This is a genomic window from Actinomadura sp. NPDC023710, from assembly GCF_040639875.1.
Classification (GTDB): Bacteria; Actinomycetota; Actinomycetes; order Streptosporangiales; family Streptosporangiaceae; genus Spirillospora; species Spirillospora citrea.
The window spans coordinates 15,575-32,129 of the sequence record NZ_JBFAGB010000055.1 but is presented as its reverse complement, the minus strand read 5'-3'; the positions used below and the strand labels follow the sequence as shown (position 1 = coordinate 32,129).

Genomic DNA, 16,555 nt, shown 5'->3' with positions numbered 1-16,555 from the left:
CGGGACGGGCCCTGTCGCGTCAGCGACGTACAGTCGGCTGAGTGGTTACCGAGAAGATCACGACGCTGGCCCGGGCGCGCGTCGCGGTGACGCTGGCGTTCGCCGCGCACGGCCTCCTCGGCGCCGCCTGGGTCGCCCGCATCCCGCAGATCAAGGAGCATCTCGGGCTGAGCGAGGGCGCGATGGGCGTGGCGCTGCTGGGCGCGCCCGTGGGCGTCGTCGCGGCCGTCCGGTTCGCGGGCCGGATCGTCGGTCGGTGGGGAAGCCGCGCGACGACGATCGCCGCCGGGGCCGCCGGGGCGCTGGCGCTGGTCCCGCTCGGACTCGCCTGGAACCTCGGCGGGCTGATCCTCTCGCTGCTGCTGATGGGCGCCTCGCTCGGCCTGATGGACGTGGGGATGAACGCGCAGGGCGTCGCCGTGGAGCGCGGCTACGGCCGTCCGCTCATGTCCGGGCTGCACGGCTCGTACAGCATCGGCACGCTGCTCGCGGCACTGGCCGGTTCGGCGGCCGCGCACGCGGGCGTCCCCGTCCCGCTGCACCTGGCGGTCGCCGCGGCGGTGCTGATCACGCTGCTGGCCCTCGGCTGCCGGGGCCTGCTGGACCGCTCCGCCGACGAATTCCCCGAGCCGGACGAGGACGCCCCCGTCCCCGCGCGCTCCCCCCGCCGGCCGCTGATCATGCTCGGTGTCATCGGGCTGTGCTCGTTCGTCGGGGAGGGCGCCATGGCCGACTGGAGCGCGATCTACCTGCGGGAGAACCTCGGCACCGGGCCCGGCGTGGCCGGGCTCGGGTACGCCGGGTGCGCGGTGGCGATGACCGTGGGGCGGCTCACCGGCGACCAGGTCGTCGCGCGCTTCGGGCCCGTTCCGGTGCTGCGGGGCGGCTCGCTGGTCGCCGCCCTCGGGCTCGGCCTCGGGCTCGCGGCGGGCGACCCCACGGCGGCGGTGGCCGGGTTCACGCTGTTCGGCCTCGGCGTCGCGGTGGTGGCGCCCGTCACCTTCAGCGCGGCGGGCAACGTGCCCGGCGTCCCGCCCGCGGCCGGGATCTCCCGGGTCACCGGCGTCGGCTACCTCGGCCTGCTCGGCGGCCCGCCCGTCATCGGGTTCATCGCGCAGGGCGTGGGCCTGACGTGGGCGCTGGCCGTCCCGGTCGCGCTGGTCGGGCTGATCGTCCTGCTCGCCCCGGCGGCGGTGACGGCCGAGCGGTGAGGGCGAGCGGTGCCGGTCGTCCCCATTGATCTTTTGGTGGGGTTACGACTTTTGTATATGTCCTACTCAGGTAAGGTCTGGGCGAGTGAGCACCATGCAGCGGTCGAGACCGGCCGAAACGGTCACGTCCGCCCGGGCGCTGCGGACATTCCTTAGCGAACTGCTCAGTTTCGGTTTCGTGGGGTGCGTCGGCACGCTCATCATGATCTTCGGCGCGAACCTGATGCGCGCGTGGCTCGGCGGCAGCCCGGTCACGAGCGTCGTCGTGCCGACCGTGGTGTCCACGCTGAGCTCCTACCTGCTCAACCGGTTCTGGACGTTCCGGCACCGCGACAGCGACGGCTCCGGCCGGGAGGTCGCGATCTTCTTCGCGCTGAACGGCGTCGGGCTGCTGATCCAGGTGCTGTGCACCGGCTTCACCTACTACACCCTCGGGCTGCACGGCGGGATCGCCTACAACCTGGGGCTCCTCGCGGGCGTCGGCCTCGGGTCGGCGTTCCGCTACTGGTCGTACAAGAAGTGGGTGTTCACCCCCGCGACGGCATGAATCGGGCGCCGCGGGGGTTCTCCCCTCACGCGGGACCGGGTCTCACCGGCCCGCCGGGACGATCTTCTCGGTCTGCACCAGGGCCTCGGCGAGGATGCCGGCGAGGTCCTGGCCGGTGCCCTGCGAGAAGATCACATGGTCGATGCCCCGCTCGGCGAGCCGCCCGACGGTGTCGACGGCGGCGCCGACCGAGGGCGTACCGGTGAAGAAGGTCAGCGACGTCTTCTCGATCTCGGTGTGGTCGCGGCCCTCGCGCTCGCAGTGCTCCCGCAGGACCTCCAGCTTGCGGGGCAGCTCGTCGCCGTCGAAGAGGTTGCAGGCGTCGGCGTACTTCGCCACGAACCGCAGCGTCTTCTTCTCGCCGCCCCCGCCGACGAGGATCGGCGGGCGGGGGCGCCGCAGCGCGGGCGGCGAGTTGAGCGGGCGCTCCAGCGTGTAGTGCTCGCCCTCGAACGGCGACTCGTCGCCCTCCCACATCCGGTGGGCGATCCGCAGCGTCTCCTCCAGCCGCTCGAACCGCTCCGCGGTCGGCGGGAACCGGATGCCGAGGCCGCGCGACTCCTCCTCGTTCCAGGCCGCGCCGATGCCGAGCCACGCGCGCCCGCCCGACAGGACGTCCAGCGTGGTCACCGTCTTGACCAGGACGCCGGGGTGCCGGTAGGTGACCCCGGTGACCATCGTCCCGAGCGTGATCCGCTCGGTCAGCGCCGCCGCGTACGCGAGCGCCGAGTAGCCCTCCAGCATGGGGTCCTCCGGCGGGCCCACGGCTTCGATCTGGAAGAAGTGGTCCATCACCCACAGGGAGTGCAGCCCGCCCTGGTCGGCGTCGCGGGCGACGCGTCCGAAGGTGGGGCCGATCTGCTCCGGCCCCCCGGGAAAGGTGAAGCTCGGAACCTGGAGTCCGATGCGCATGGCATTCCCTTCGCGTGCTTCGTCTCGTGCGTCTCCTTCCACTCTGGGACCTGGAGTGCGCTCCAGGTCAAGCAGGCGCACCGGCCGGGACGTTGACCTGGAGTGCACTCCAGGTGCGATCCTGGGGAGCGTGAGCTCCTACTCTCCCGCCGAGACCGCCGAGAAGAGCGGTTTCAGCATCGACACGCTGCGCTACTACGAGAAGATCGGGCTGCTGTCCGGGATCGCGCGGAACGCGTCGGGACGGCGCGTGTTCTCCGACGACGACCTGCAATGGCTCGGGATGCTGCGCTGCCTGCGCGGCACCGGGATGCCGATAGCCGAGATGCTGCGCTACTCCGAGCTGGCCCGCGGCGGCGGTCGGACCGTCCAGGAGCGGCTCGACCTGCTGCAGGAGCACGACCGCCGGGTTGAGGAGCAGATCGCGACGCTGCGCGCGCAGCAGAGGCAGATCAAGGTGAAGATCGGCTTCTACCGTGAGGCGTCGATGACCTGCGAGCCCGCTCCCGCTCCCGCCTGAGCGAGGACGCGCTCCGCGCGCGCCCACGTCTCGGCCGGCTCGAAGGCGTCCGCCCACCAGGTGTCGGCGCGGATCGTCCCGCGCCGCCGGAACCTCCGCATGATGGCGACGTGCGGCGGCCAGGCGACGAATCCGCGCAGCGCGGCGTCGCCGGTCCAGACCGAGACGGAGCCGCACCTGCGCCGGCGGAGGTCCGTCCACAGCCACAGGCCGACGGCGCCCTCCAGCTCCGGCCACGACCGGCGCAGCCCCATGCCCGCGTGGAAGGCCCTCGGCAGGTCGAGGGGATGCGCGCAGGTGAAGTCGGTGACGCTGACGAGGACCGGGCCCGTCGCCCGGACGGGTCCCGCACGCCACCGGGTCCTCAGGAGCGCCATGAGGGATCCCGGCCGAGGAGGGTGAGCAGGCGCTCCCGCGACTCCGCGCCGTCCGCGGAGGGGACGGACGGGGCGAACGAGCCGCCGGGGCCCCGGCCCTCCTCGGGGACGATGGCGGCGACCTTGAGGGACGCCTCCACGAGCTCGCCGGCGGGCTCCCAGCCCGCGCCGATCGAGGCGGCGACGTCCCAGGCGTGCACGACGAGGTCGACGAAGTGGAAGCTGATCGCCAGCGCGGCGGGGAAGGCGCCGCCGTCGCGGATCTCGGGAAGGGCGAGCTCGGCGTCCAGGGCCACCTCGGCGAAGGCCGTCGTCACGAGGTCGGCGGAGGCCCGCGCCGCGGCGAGGGGGTCGTCGCCGAGATCGCCGCCGCGCCAGGCGGACAGCCGCGCGCCCTCGCCCCGGGCGGCGGCCGCGAAGCCCTCGTCCTGGCTCACCTGGTGGCGCAGCAGGCCGTGCAGCGTCCAGTCGGGGCACGGCGTCGGCAGGTGCAGCGCGTCCGGCTTCACCTGCGCGACGACGGACAGGTAGAGATCGGCCGCCTTCCGGTCGAGCGGTCGGAAATCGGTTGTGAGCAGTTCGTTCAGCAGGTCCATGCGGCCACGGTAGGGACTCGCAGAGGCCCAGGTACAGGTCCAAAATTGCACAGACTGACTGAGCCGATTTAGGGTCGGCGCCGTGGACCTCCATGTGAGCCTGGTCGGGCGCCGCGACCTTGCCGGGCAGATCTACGGCCAGCTGCGCGCCGCGATCCTGGACGGCCGGCTGCGCGCGGGGGAGGCGCTGCCGCCGACGCGCGAGCTGGCGCGGCGCCTGGCGATCTCCCGCAACACGGTCGGCGTCGCCTACGACCGGCTCGCGGCCGAGGGGTTCCTGACGAGCCGGGTCGGCGCGGGGACGTTCGTCCGGGAGACCGGCTCCGCGGCGCGCGGCGCGCCCGCGGCCTCGCCGCTGCGGCCGCGCGGCGTGTGGGAGGGAGTGTCCGTCTGGCCGGCGCCGATGCCCGGAGTCCGGTGGGACTTCCGCGCCGGGCTGCCCGACGTGCGGCTGTTCCCCTACGAGGCCTGGCGGCGGATCATGGGGGGACTGCTGCGGCCGTCGGGGCTGGCCGATCCCGCCTCGGCGGCCGACCCCGCCGGGCTGCCCGCGCTGCGCGAGGCCGTCGCCCGGCATGTGGGCGTCTCGCGGTCGGTGCGGGCGAGCGGGGCCGACGTCGTCGTCACCTCCGGTGTCCAGCAGGCCCTCGACCTGATCGTCCGGGTCCTCCTCGAACCGGGCGACGTGGTGGCCGTGGAGGACCCCGGGTACCCGCCCGTGCGGATGCTCCTCGCCGCGGCCGGGATGCGGGTGCGCGGCGTGCCGGTCGACGCCGAGGGGCTCCGGGTGGACGCGCTGCCCGGCGAGGCGCGGGCCGTCTACGTCACCCCCTCGCACCAGTTCCCGCTGGGGATGCCGATGTCGCTGCCGCGCCGCAGGGCGCTGCTCGACTGGGCGCGGCGGCGGGACGTGGTGATCGTCGAGGACGACTACGACACCGAGTACCGCTACGGCGGGCGGCCCGTCGAGCCGCTGCAGAGCCTCGACGAGGACGGCCGCGTCCTGTACACGGGCACCTTCTCCAAGATCATGCGGCCGGTGCTGCGGCTGGGGTTCCTGGTGGCGCCGCCGTCGCTGCACCACGCCTTCCGGATGGCGCGCTATGTCTCGTCCTGGCACGCCGAACTGCCCGCGCAGGCGGCGCTCGCCCGGTTCATCGACGAGGGCCTGCTCGCCCGGCACATCCGCAGGTCGCGCCGCGAGTACCGGGCGCGGCACGAGCGCGTCGCCGAACGGGTCGCCGGGCTGCCGGGGGACCGGCTCGACCCCGTCCCGTCCGAGGCGGGGCTGCACCTGAGCGCGGTGTTCCGGGACGGCGCCGACGACGCCGCCGTCGCCGCGAAGGCGCTCGGCGCGGGCGTCGGGCTGTTCGCGCTGTCGGAGTTCGCCGTGACCGGGCCGCCCGCCGCGGGCCTGGTCTTCGGGTACGGCGCGGTGACGCCGCCGGAGATCGACGAGGGGATGCGCCGGCTCGCCGGAGTCCTGCGCGGCGGGAGCGGCCGTGCGTGACTAGCGGTGCACGGGCGTGATGCGCCGGCCGTCCGCGCCGAAGAACAGGACCCGGTCCAGGTCGACCGCCAGCGCGACACGGTCGCCCCGGTCGGGCCGCCCGCCCGGCGCGATGCGGAAGACGAGGTCGGACCGCCGGTGGTGGCCCGCGTGCTCCTCGATCGGGGCCTCCTCCCCGGCCGGCCTGCCGAACAGCGCCCGCACCCGGTCGCGCAGCCCGGGCCGCTCCGCCGCGAGGGCCTGCGGCCGCTCGGGACGCCCGAGCTCGTTCGCGTCCACTGTGGGGATGCCCGCCTCGGCGTAGGCGAGCCATTCGTGCCCGTGGAACTCCAGCGCGCGCACCTGGCCCGACAGGACGGTCCCCGACGGGGCGGGGGAGCCCGGGGCGATCGGCATCATCGTGTCGGGGCGGATCCCGACGATCACGGGCCGGCCCTGATGGCTGATCAGCGCGGCCGCCCGCGGGTCGTTCCAGGGCAGGGTGAGCCGCTGCGGTCCGAGATCGAGCATCAGCCCCTGGCCCTCGACGGCCCACAGGGTGGCCTGCAGCAGGTTCATCGGAGGGGAGCTGAGGAAGGCGGCCACGAACACGGTCGCCGGGTCCTCGTAGATCTGCTCGGGGGTGCCGACGTCCTCCAGGACGCCGTCGCGCAGCACGGCCATCCGGTCGGCCATGGTCATGGCCTCGACCTGGTCGTGCGTGACGTAGACGGTGGTGGTGCCGCTGGAGCGCACCAGCGCCGCGATCTCGACGCGCAGCTCCGTGCGCAGCCCCGCGTCCAGGCTCGAAAGCGGCTCGTCCATCAGGAACAGCGACGGCTCGCGGATCAGCGCGCGCCCGATCGCGGCCCGCTGCCGCTGGCCCCCCGACAGCGTGCGCGGCAGCCGGTCGATCATCGTGTTGATGCCGAGTGCGCGCGCCAGCTCGACGACCTTCGCGGACGCCTCGGCGCGGTCGTCCCCGGACACCTCCAGCGGGAACATCATGTTGCCCTTGACCGTGCGGTGCGGGTAGAGCGCGCCCTCCTGGAACACCATCGCCACGTTCCGGTCGCGCGGCGGCAGGTCGTTGGCCACGGTGCCGTTCAGCCACAGGTCCCCGCCGGTGATCTCCTCCAGCCCGGCGATCATGCGCAGGATGGTCGACTTGCCGCAGCCGGACGGTCCGAGCAGGACGAACAGCTCCCCGGCGTTGATGCGCAGGCGGACGTCGCGGACGGCCACCTGGCCGCCGGGATACACCTTGTCGACGCCGTCCAGCACAACATCCGTCATCGAGTCCGCCTGGGGGTGGGCAAATCTACGGTGCGCCATCTCATCGCGGTGCGGTCCACGTTGTCCAGAGTAAAACCGGGGTTACTCGCCGTTAACCCGGCCGAGTTCGGCCATCGGATCGTATATTTCGACACCGCAGGATGTTCCTGACTTCGACCTGATCGGCTGCGGTGCCGGGGGACCGGCGAACCGGAGCTCTGGAGATCGGCGGGCCGCCGTGTCACCTTTGATCACGAAGCCCGTCCCCGGGGTTTCGAAGGAGGAGCTCCCATGTCCGACTCCCCACCCGCCGTCAGCCGCCGTGCCTTCCTGCACCGCACCGGCGCGGGCGCCGTCCTGCTCGCGGGCGGCGTGCTCGCCGGCGGCACCGCCGCCGCCGCGCCCGCCGGCAGGTCCGCCCTCGCCGGCCCCGCCCGCGGCCCCGCCCCCGCCGACCTCGACCCGCTGGCCCTGCTGAAGAAGATGCTGTCGTTCGACACCCAGAACTTCGGGGAGGGCGGCGTCACCCGGCCCTACGCCGAGATGCTCAAGGCCGTCTGGGACTCCGCGGGGGTCCCCGCACAGATCATCCCCACGCCGAAGAAGGACAACGTCCACCTCATCGCCCGGATCGAGGGCACCACCGCGGCGCCGCCGCTGCTCCTGCTCGGACATTCCGATGTCGTTCCGGTGGAACGTGACAAATGGTCCGTCGACCCGTTCGCCGGGATCGTCCGCAACGGTGAGATCTACGGCCGCGGCGCCCTGGACATGAAGGGGGCCAACTCCGCGAACATCGGCGCCCTGCTCCGGCACGTCAAGGAGGGCGCGCGGTTCGACCGCGACATCATCGTCCTCACCGACTGCGACGAGGAGGCCGGGCAGTACGGTTCCCACTGGCTCGCCGAAAACCACTGGGACAAGATCAACGCGGGCATGGTGCTCACGGAGGGCGGCTGGTTCCTCGCCCAGAAGGACCGGCGGACGCCGATGCTCATCACGGTGACGCGCCAGGACAAGGTCTACTTCAACCTCGACCTCGCCGCCGGCGGCACCGCCACCCACTCCTCCAAGCCCAACCCCGACTCGGCCATCGCCAAGCTCTCCCGCGCCGTCACCGAGATCGACACCTGGCTCGCGCCGGTCGCGCTCACCCCCGTCACCCGGGAGTACTTCGGCGCTCTGGCCAAGGCCACCGACGACCGCCCGCTCGAACGGGCGCTGCGGCTGCTGCTGTCCGCGCGCTCCCAGCAGGCCCGCGAGCGGGCCGCCGCGCTCGTCGTCAAGCGCAGCTCCTACCCGTGGCTGCACCAGGCCCTCCTCCGCACGACGCACGCCTTCGTGATCGAGGACGCGGGGTACAAGGAGAACGTCATCCCGTCCAAGGCCACGCTGCGCGTCAACTGCCGGGGGGTCCCCGGCGGCCAGCGTCCCCGCGACTTCCTGGCCGCGATCAGGAAGCGCCTCGCCGACCGCGACGTGACCGTCACGCTCGCGGGCAACCCGGGGGAGTCGGAGGAGGACGCCCTCAAGCGGCTGGACGAGACCTGGGCCAAGCCGCCCTCCAGCCTGGACTCGCCGCTGTTCGAGGCCATCGGCGACGCCGCCGCCGAGACCTATCCGGACGCGGTCTTCGCGCCCGCCCTCTTCGAGGCCGGGACGAGCCTGTCGCCCTGGACGTCGAAGGGCGTCCCCGGCTACGGCGTCTACCCCTACGTCGTCGACAACGACCAGCTGATCGCGATGCACGGCAACGACGAGCGCATCACCGTCGAGGCCCTCAAGCAGGGCACGGAGTTCATGTACCGGCTCTTCGGCCGCTTCCGGACGGGCTGACCTGAGACGCCCCCGCCTCCCGCGGACCCGCGGGAGACGGGGGCGCACCCATGCCCGTCGCGGTGCGATGCCCTCGATGTCACGGGCCCGCCGTAGACTCCATGGTCGTGGCAGGCCGGATTCGCAATGAGGACATCGCGCTCGTGCGGGAGCGCTCGTCCATCGCCGACGTGATCGGCGAGTACCTGCAGCTGCGCAGCGCGGGCGGCGGCAATCTCAAGGGGCTGTGCCCGTTCCATGACGAGAAGTCCCCCTCGTTCAACGTGACGCCCTCGCGCGGGCTGTACTTCTGCTTCGGCTGCGAGGCGGGCGGCGACGTCATCAAGTTCGTCCAGGAGATCGAGCACCTGACCTTCGGCGAGTCGGTGGAGCGGCTCGCCGCCCAGGCCGGGATCCAGCTGCGCTACGAGGAGGGCGGCGGGCGCGGCCCCCGCCAGGACGGCGGGCAGCGCGCCCGGCTGGTCGAGGCGCACCGGGCGGCCGCCGAGTACTACGCCGAGCAGCTGAACTCCGCCGCGGGCGCGCCCGGCCGCACGTTCCTGTCCGAGCGCGGCTTCGAGGCCGCCGACGCCGAGCACTTCGGCGTCGGGTTCGCGCCCCGCGAGTGGGAGGGCCTCGTCCGGCACCTGCGCGGGCGCGGCTTCGCCGACCGCGACATCGTCGCCGGCGGCCTGGCCAAGGAGGGGCGGCGCGGCCCGATGGACCGGTTCCGCGGCCGGCTGATGTGGCCGATCCGCGACCTGTCCGGCGACGTCATCGGGTTCGGCGCGCGGCGCCTCTTCGAGGACGACGACGGCCCCAAGTACCTGAACACCCCCGAGTCGCCGCTCTTCCACAAGAGCTCGGTGCTGTACGGCGCCGACCTCGCCAAGAAGGAGATCGCGCGGCGGCGGCAGGCCGTGGTGGTCGAGGGCTACACCGACGTGATGGCCTGCCACCTGGCGGGCGTCCCGACGGCCATCGCCACCTGCGGCACGGCGTTCGGCGACGAGCACATCAAGCTGCTGCGCCGCCTGCTGATGGACCAGGACGAGTTCCGCGGCGAAGTGATCTTCACCTTCGACGGCGACGCGGCCGGGCGCAAGGCGGCGCTGCGCGCCTTCGACGACGAGCAGAAGTTCGTCTCCCAGACGTTCGTGGCCGTCCAGCCGGACGGTCTCGACCCGTGCGACCTGCGCATCCGGCACGGCGACGCGGCGGTGCGCGACCTCGTGGCGTCCCGGCTGCCCCTGTTCGAGTTCGCGGTGCGCAGCGCGATCGAGCAGCACGACCTCGACACCGTCGAGGGACGGCTCGGCGCGCTGGACGCGGCCGCGCCGGTGGTCGCCGCCATCAAGGACCGCTCCCGCCGCCACATGTACGCGGTCAACCTGGACCGCTGGCTCGGCATCATGGACGAGCAGTTCGTGCTGCGCCGCGTCCGCGAGCTGGCCAACCGGGCGCACGGCCGCGCGCAGGCGGGGAACGGCCGCGGCCAGAACGGGCACGGGCGCGCGCAGAACGGCAACGGCCGGGCGAACGGCCCGATCGCGGAGAACGGGCGCGACGGCGGCGCGGAGTCCCGGGCGCCGCGGCGCCCCGCGTTCGACCCCACCGATCCCGAGATCCAGCGCGAGCGCGAGCTGCTGAAACTGGCGGTCCAGCGCCCGGCGCTGCTCGGCACGGCGTTCGACGAGGTTCCGGTCGAGGCGTTCATCGCGCCCCCGCACACGGCGGTGCGGGCGGTGATCGCCGAAGCGGGCGGCGTCACGGCGGCGGGGAACGCCGCGGAGTGGGTCGCCCTTCTCCTGGAGCGGGCGCCGAACGACCAGGTCAGGGATCTTCTCACCAAGCTCGGGGTGGAGCCGCTCCGATCCGCCCAGGAATCGGACGACCGTTATGCCGCGGATTTGTTGGCCAGAATTCAGGAGCGCCAGCTCACGCGGATGATCGCGAACGTGAAATCTAAACTCGGGCGGCTGAATCCGGTCGAGGCGGCCGAGGAGTACAACCGGCTCTTCGGTGATCTTGTCGCGCTTGAGCAGCAGAGACGGGTGTTGCGGGAGCGAGGGCTTGGGTCGCAATAGGCGTCCGCCCCCCGAAAATGGGTCCTGTGATCTAGGCCCCATTTGACGCAGACTGTCTGCGTGGGCCCTTCGGTGCTGCCAAGCGAGGCGCCATCAGTCGATCAGGTGGCGGACCTCGTCGCACGCGGTAGAGAGCGCGGCGGTGTGACCGTCGAGGACGTCGCTGCCGCGCTCGATCGCTCGGACTTGCCGGACGACTCCCTGGAGAGGGTCGTCCGGATGCTCGCAGAGCAGGGGGTGGAGGTCCTCGAGTCTCAGCAGGAGACCGAGGACGTCCCGCGAGCGGATGAGGGAGACCTCGGCAAGCGGGCGCCGACGAGCGACCTGGTTCGGATCTACCTGAGAGAGATCGGTCGCGTACCGCTGCTCACGGCAGAAGATGAGGTAGAACTCGCGAAATCGATCGAGGCGGGACTTTTCGCCGAGGAGAAGATGGCGCGCACCGCCGTCCTCGCCCGCGGCGAGCTGCTCGACCTCGAACTGCTCTCCCGCGAGGGGGCGCGGGCGAAGCAACGGCTGATCGAGGCCAATCTCCGGCTGGTGGTCTCGATCGCCAAACGCTACGTCGGCAGGGGAATGCTGTTCCTCGACCTGATCCAGGAGGGAAATCTCGGACTGATCCGCGCGGTCGAGAAATTCGACTACACCAAGGGGTTCAAGTTCTCGACCTACGCCACCTGGTGGATCCGGCAGGCGATCACCCGGGCGATCGCCGACCAGGCCCGGACGATCCGCATCCCGGTGCACATGGTGGAGACGATCAACAAGCTGGTCCGCGTGCAGCGCCAGATGCACCAGGACCTCGGCCGGGAGCCGAGCCCCGAGGAGATCGGCCTGGAGATGGGCCTGTCGCCCGTCCGGGTCGTGGAGATCCAGCGCATCGCGCAGGAGCCGGTCTCGCTGCAGTCGCCGATCGGCGAGGAGGACTCCGACCTCGGCGACTTCATCGAGGACGCCGACGCCGTCGTGCCGATGGAGGCCGCGGCGTTCATCCTGCTGCAGGACCAGCTGGAGGACATCCTCGCCACCCTGTCGGAACGGGAGCAGCGCATCATCCAGCTGCGCTTCGGCCTGGCCGACGGCCACCCGCGCACCCTGGAGGAGGTGGGGCGCGAGTTCGGCGTGACGAGGGAGCGGATCCGCCAGATCGAGTCCAAGACGCTGGCGAAGCTGCGCCACCCGTCCCGGGCCCAGATGCTCCGCGAGTACCTGGACTGAGGTGTAGGCCCGGACGACGGGGCCGCCCTCCCGCCCTCCCGGCCGTCCGCCGGGAGGGCGGCCGCAGGTGGCCACCGGTGGCGCCGGGCGTGGCACCGGCGGCGCGGAGAGATACGCGTTACCGCTGTTACGTCGCATTTCGTCCGGATCGTGTCCTACCGTGGGGACCATGCTGATCGTGACGACTGATGGCGTGGCGGGGTACGAGATCAGGAGCGTGCTCGGGGAGGTCCTCGGGATGGCCGTCCAAGCCGATCAGGGCGCGGCCCGGCCGCCCGGGCAGGGCGGGAGCAGCGCGACGTTCCGGGTGACGGGGGAGCAGCCGGGCGTCGGCCTGGCCGCGGCGCGCCGCGAGGCGGTGGACAGGCTCGGCGAGGAGGCCCGCCGCAAGGGCGCGAACACGGTGGTGGGCATGAGGTTCGACACCGCCGTGACCGGCGGCGGCATCGAGGTGTGCGCGTACGGGACGGCCGTCTGGGCGGAGCCCGCGGCCCAGCAGCGCGAGCAGGCGCCCCAGCACCAGCAGCGGCCGCAGCACCCGGGGCATCTGCCCCCGTACGGCGACCCGCAGGCCGGCGGCCCGCCGATGGCCGCCCGCAACCTCACGATGGGCCTGCACGACCGCCCGCGCTGAGGTGGCCCGCGCCGCGGTCTCCCGGCGTGGGATGACTCACTGTCTCCCGCCCCACTTGACGTGCTGAGGTTAGCTTTCGCTAATTTAGGTAAGCCTAACCATTTGTACGTTCCTGGAGACCCTGATGCGTCCTGTGTCCGTCCTCGCGCTCGCCGGCGCCGCCGCGGTGTCGATGTCCCTTCTGACGGCGTGCGGCGGTGACGGGGACGAGGCGGGCGCGGCGGACGCCATCGCCGTGACGGCCACCGACGACGCCTGCGAGGTCGCCAAGACCGAGCTCCCCGCGGGCAAGACCACCTTCAAGGTCGCCAACGAGGGCTCCAAGGTCAACGAGTTCGAGGTGCTCAAGCCGGACGGCAAGATCCTCGCCGAGCGGGAGAACATCGGCCCCGGCACCAGCGTCGACTTCGTCGTGAACCTGCCCGCCGGCCGGTACAAGCTGCTGTGCAGCGCCGGGCAGACCGGCAAGGGCCCGTCCCAGGACGTCACGGTCACCGGCGGCGCCGCCGGTGGCGCGGACCCGCGCCTGAGCAAGGCCGCGGCCGACTACAAGGCCTTCGTCATCGTCCAGACCGACGACACGATCGCCAAGACGAAGAAGTTCGTGGACGCGGTGAAGGCCGGCGACGTCGAGAAGGCCAAGGAGCTGTACGCGCCGTCCCGCGTCGGCTGGGAGACGATCGAGCCCGTCGCCGAGAAGTTCGGCGACCTCGACCCCAAGGTCGACGCGCGCGAGGCCGACCTCAAGCCGGAGGAGAAGAAGGACTGGTCCGGCTGGCACCTGCTGGAGAAGGCCCTCTGGAAGGACGGCTCCGTCAAGGGCAAGGAGAAGTACGGCGACCAGCTGCTGGCGGACCTCGGCACCCTGAAGTCGCGGCTGCCCGGCCTCACCCTGGACCCCGTCAACGACATGGCGGGCGGCGCCAAGGAGCTGCTGGACGAGGTCGCCACCGGCAAGGTGACCGGCGAGGAGGAGGCGTTCAGCCACACCGACCTCGTCGACTTCAAGGCCAACGTGGACGGCGCGAGGAAGATCTACGATCTGCTCAAGCCGGTCGTCCAGGAGCGGGACGCGCAGCTCGCGAAGGACCTCGACGACAACTTCGCGGGCGTCGAGACGCTGCTGAAGAAGCACGAGAAGGGCGACGGCTACGTCTCCTACGACAAGGTCGGCGAGGACGAGCGCAAGGAGCTTGCCGACGCCGTGAACGCTCTGGGCGAGCCCCTGTCCAGGCTCGCCGCCGCCGTCGCGAAGTGATCCCGAGCGAGAGGAACCGCAGCGTCATGACGGGCGAAGGGACGCAGGAGCGGTCGGGCATGTCCCGGCGGCGGATGCTGGGGTTCTCCGGCGCGAGCCTGCTCGTCGGGGCCGCCGCCGGGGCCGGCCTCGACCGGGTCGCCTCCGCCGAGGAGGACGACGGCGCGGGCGACGCGATCGCCTTCCACGGCGCGCACCAGGCGGGCATCGCCACCCCGGTGCAGGACCGGCTGCACTTCGCGGCGTTCGACGTGACGACGGGCGACCGCGACCGGCTCGTGCGGATGCTGAAGGAGTGGACGGCCGCGGCCGCCGCCATGACGGCGGGCCGGCCCGTCGGCGACGGCGCGGTCGGCGGCCCCTCGGTCGCGCCGCCCGACGACACCGGCGAGGCGCTCGGGCTGCCGCCGTCCCGGCTCACGCTGACGATCGGCTTCGGCCCCTCGCTGTTCGAGAAGGACGGCAAGGACCGGTTCGGCGTCAGGGCGCGCCGTCCCGCCGCCCTGGTCGACCTGCCGCACTTCCCCGGCGACAACCTCGACCCGGCCCGCAGCGGCGGCGACATCGCCGTCCAGGCCTGCGCGGACGACCCGCAGGTCGCGGTGCACGCCATCCGGAACCTGGCGCGCATCGGGTTCGGCGTGGTCGCGGTCCGCTGGTCCCAGCTCGGCTTCGGCAAGACGTCCTCGACGACGCCGGACGCGCAGACCCCGCGCAACCTGTTCGGGTTCAAGGACGGCACCGAGAACATCGCCGGAACCGAGGGGGACCTGCTCGACCGCCACGTGTGGGCGGCAGGGGGCGACGGGGCCGACTGGATGGCGGGCGGCTCCTATCTCGTCGCCCGCCGCATCCGGATGCACATCGAGACCTGGGACCGGACGTCGCTGCGCGAGCAGGAGGACATCTTCGGGCGGAGCAAGGGCGAGGGGGCGCCGGTGGGGCTGAAGAAGGAGCGCGACAAGCCCGTCCTGCCCCGGATGAAGCCCGATGCGCACGTGCGGCTCGCCCACCCCGACTCCAACCAGGGGACGCGCATACTCCGGCGCGGCTACTCGTTCACCGACGGGTCGGACGGCCTCGGCCGGCTGGAGGCGGGCCTGTTCTTCATCGCCTTCCAGCGCGACCCGCGGACGGGCTTCATCCGCGTCCAGAACTCGCTGGCCACCGACGCGCTGAACGAGTACATCCAGCACGTCGGGTCCGGCGTCTTCGCGTGCCCTCCGGGCGTCCGCGGGGACGGCTACTGGGGCGAGACCCTCTTCGCCTGACGGGCTTTCGGGCTACCCCTGCTGGGCGCGCTCCGAGCGAATCCGCGCCACCACGTCGCCGGCGGCCATCCTGATGGACTCCAGCTCCTGCAGGTAGGCCCAGTAGTCGGGGTGGGCGCCGGTGAGCCGCCGCGGCGCCCGCTCCAGCCGCTCGACGAGGGAGTCGAGCACGCGGGCGTGCTGGGCCGGGGGCCCGCCCGGCTGCGCCATGGCGAGCCGCTGGGCGTCGCGCACCGCGAACCGGACGCCCTCGACGGGCTTGGCCGGGTCCTCGGCGACCGCCTTCAGCTCCTCCGCCCGCCCGGTGACCTGCCCGGCGCGGCGGTCGGCCGCGTTCAGCTCGGTGCGCGCGGCGGTGAGGGCCTGCTGCGCCTGCCTCCACTCGGCGCGGCCCGCGTGCGCGGACGCCTCGTTCAGCCGCTCGCGGGCCCGGGTGACGGCCGCCTCGATCGACTCGGGGGCGCCCTTGAGGTCCTGCCAGCACGCCTGCGAGTAGCCGCGCACGAGGATCCGCATCGCCTCCTGGACGGGCCCCGTGCGGTTCGCGACGGCGTCGGCCCGCGTCCGGACGGAGGAGAGCGAGTCGCGGACCTTCTGCGCCTGCCGGGGCAGTTCCGCGGCGGCCTCCCGCGCCCGCTCGGCGAGGTCGCGGACCTCGTCGGCCTTGCGGATGGCGCCGTCGAGGCCGAGCCCGCCGAGCCCCTGGGAGCCGAGCTGCGCGAGGACCTGCTTGGCGCGGTCCAGCTCCTCCTCCGGGTCGGTGGCGTCCATCCCGGCCGCCTTGGCCGCGGTCAGGGCGGCGTCGGCGGCGGCGACGGCGTCGCGGGCGGCGGTGAGGCGCGGCGGGAGCTGGTCGAGCGCGGACTCCAGCCGGGCCATCTGCGGGGCGAGGCGCTCGGCGAAGCCGTTCAGGTCCCCCGTGATCTTCTGGAGCCGCTCGGTGGAGGCGACGAACGCGCGGCGCGCGGAGTCGTACTCGGCCGGTGACCGATCCCGGTCATCGAGGTCGTGGGCGTCCAGGACGGAGATGTAGGCCACCGAGGCGGCGTCGGCGGCCTCGGCGAGCCGGGTGAACTCGCGGCGGGCGGGCTCGGCGGCCCTGGCGTCCAGGTCCTCGAACACGGTGACGCGCCCGTTGATGTACTTCTGTGCCTGGTCCATGTCGTAGAAGGCGGCCGCTGCCGCCTCCCTCGCCTCGACGGCGCCGGCCGCCGCCTGTGCCCCGCGGCCGCCCCGGCGGCGCTGGTCGCCCGGTCCCCGCAACGCAGCCTCCCTTCGTCCGCCCCCCAGTCTGGCGCAACCGGCCCGGGTTTCGTCCATGCGCGGGGGCTGCCGGGTGCGGGAC

The 16,555-nt window shown here is 72.8% G+C and carries 15 protein-coding genes; 10 read left to right on the top strand and 5 right to left on the bottom strand.

Features of this window, described 5'->3' with window-relative positions:
• The first annotated feature begins 41 nt into the window (after positions 1-41).
• Entirely contained in the window at positions 42-1,211 is a 1,170-nt protein-coding gene (locus tag AB0H37_RS40300) for an MFS transporter (protein ID WP_360617880.1), read from the top strand.
• A 94-nt stretch (positions 1,212-1,305) separates the two neighbouring features.
• Positions 1,306-1,758 (top strand): GtrA family protein, encoded by a 453-nt coding sequence (locus AB0H37_RS40295; protein ID WP_329098338.1) that lies wholly within the window; start codon positions 1,306-1,308, stop codon positions 1,756-1,758.
• A gap of 42 nt (positions 1,759-1,800) precedes the next feature.
• Here the strand turns inward: AB0H37_RS40295 and AB0H37_RS40290 are convergent, their stop codons facing one another.
• The gene (locus AB0H37_RS40290) at positions 1,801-2,670 is read right to left on the bottom strand and encodes an LLM class F420-dependent oxidoreductase (protein ID WP_179833605.1); all 870 of its coding nucleotides are present in this window, start codon (positions 2,668-2,670) and stop codon (positions 1,801-1,803) included.
• 130 nt (positions 2,671-2,800) lie between these two features.
• On the opposite strand from AB0H37_RS40290, the gene AB0H37_RS40285 reads away from it, so the two are divergent.
• Entirely contained in the window at positions 2,801-3,190 is a 390-nt protein-coding gene (locus AB0H37_RS40285) for a MerR family transcriptional regulator (protein ID WP_179833606.1), read from the top strand.
• Here the strand turns inward: AB0H37_RS40285 and AB0H37_RS40280 are convergent.
• Together AB0H37_RS40280 and AB0H37_RS40275 are read right to left on the bottom strand one after the other, a co-directional pair.
• The gene (locus AB0H37_RS40280; RefSeq protein WP_360617878.1) at positions 3,142-3,567 is read right to left on the bottom strand and encodes a hypothetical protein; all 426 of its coding nucleotides are present in this window, start codon (positions 3,565-3,567) and stop codon (positions 3,142-3,144) included. The two genes, AB0H37_RS40285 and AB0H37_RS40280, sit on opposite strands and share 49 nt — an antisense overlap.
• Positions 3,555-4,163, bottom strand: coding sequence for a TIGR03086 family metal-binding protein (locus AB0H37_RS40275; protein WP_360617877.1), 609 nt, complete (start codon positions 4,161-4,163; stop codon positions 3,555-3,557). The genes AB0H37_RS40280 and AB0H37_RS40275 overlap by 13 nt, the downstream gene beginning before the upstream one ends.
• An 82-nt stretch (positions 4,164-4,245) precedes the next feature.
• Between AB0H37_RS40275 and AB0H37_RS40270 the strand changes: the two genes are divergently transcribed.
• On the top strand, positions 4,246-5,673 hold the full coding sequence (locus tag AB0H37_RS40270) for a PLP-dependent aminotransferase family protein (RefSeq protein WP_329093560.1): 1,428 nt from the start codon (positions 4,246-4,248) through the stop codon (positions 5,671-5,673).
• Here AB0H37_RS40270 and AB0H37_RS40265 read toward each other — a convergent pair whose 3' ends face one another.
• Positions 5,674-6,948 (bottom strand): ATP-binding cassette domain-containing protein, encoded by a 1,275-nt coding sequence (locus tag AB0H37_RS40265; protein ID WP_329093557.1) that lies wholly within the window; start codon positions 6,946-6,948, stop codon positions 5,674-5,676.
• A gap of 270 nt (positions 6,949-7,218) precedes the next feature.
• Between AB0H37_RS40265 and AB0H37_RS40260 the strand changes: the two genes are divergently transcribed.
• From AB0H37_RS40260 to efeB, 6 genes are all read left to right on the top strand, one after another.
• The gene (locus AB0H37_RS40260) at positions 7,219-8,763 is read left to right on the top strand and encodes a M20/M25/M40 family metallo-hydrolase (RefSeq protein WP_360617875.1); all 1,545 of its coding nucleotides are present in this window, start codon (positions 7,219-7,221) and stop codon (positions 8,761-8,763) included.
• A gap of 107 nt (positions 8,764-8,870) precedes the next feature.
• The gene (gene dnaG / locus AB0H37_RS40255) at positions 8,871-10,829 is read left to right on the top strand and encodes a DNA primase (protein WP_179833611.1); all 1,959 of its coding nucleotides are present in this window, start codon (positions 8,871-8,873) and stop codon (positions 10,827-10,829) included.
• A 72-nt stretch (positions 10,830-10,901) separates the two neighbouring features.
• Positions 10,902-12,047 (top strand): RNA polymerase sigma factor RpoD, encoded by a 1,146-nt coding sequence (gene rpoD / locus AB0H37_RS40250; RefSeq protein WP_229809939.1) that lies wholly within the window; start codon positions 10,902-10,904, stop codon positions 12,045-12,047.
• A 169-nt stretch (positions 12,048-12,216) separates the two neighbouring features.
• A complete protein-coding gene (locus AB0H37_RS40245) occupies positions 12,217-12,681 on the top strand; it encodes a heavy metal-binding domain-containing protein (protein ID WP_179833613.1) in 465 nt (154 codons plus the stop codon).
• Positions 12,682-12,805: 124 nt separating this feature from the next.
• Positions 12,806-13,939 (top strand): iron uptake system protein EfeO, encoded by a 1,134-nt coding sequence (efeO, locus tag AB0H37_RS40240; RefSeq protein WP_329093553.1) that lies wholly within the window; start codon positions 12,806-12,808, stop codon positions 13,937-13,939.
• A 26-nt stretch (positions 13,940-13,965) separates the two neighbouring features.
• Entirely contained in the window at positions 13,966-15,210 is a 1,245-nt protein-coding gene (gene efeB, locus AB0H37_RS40235) for an iron uptake transporter deferrochelatase/peroxidase subunit (protein WP_360617873.1), read from the top strand.
• 12 nt (positions 15,211-15,222) lie between these two features.
• Here efeB and AB0H37_RS40230 read toward each other — a convergent pair whose 3' ends face one another.
• Positions 15,223-16,473, bottom strand: coding sequence for a molecular chaperone DnaJ (locus AB0H37_RS40230; RefSeq protein WP_360617872.1), 1,251 nt, complete (start codon positions 16,471-16,473; stop codon positions 15,223-15,225).
• Positions 16,474-16,555: the final 82 nt, after the last annotated feature.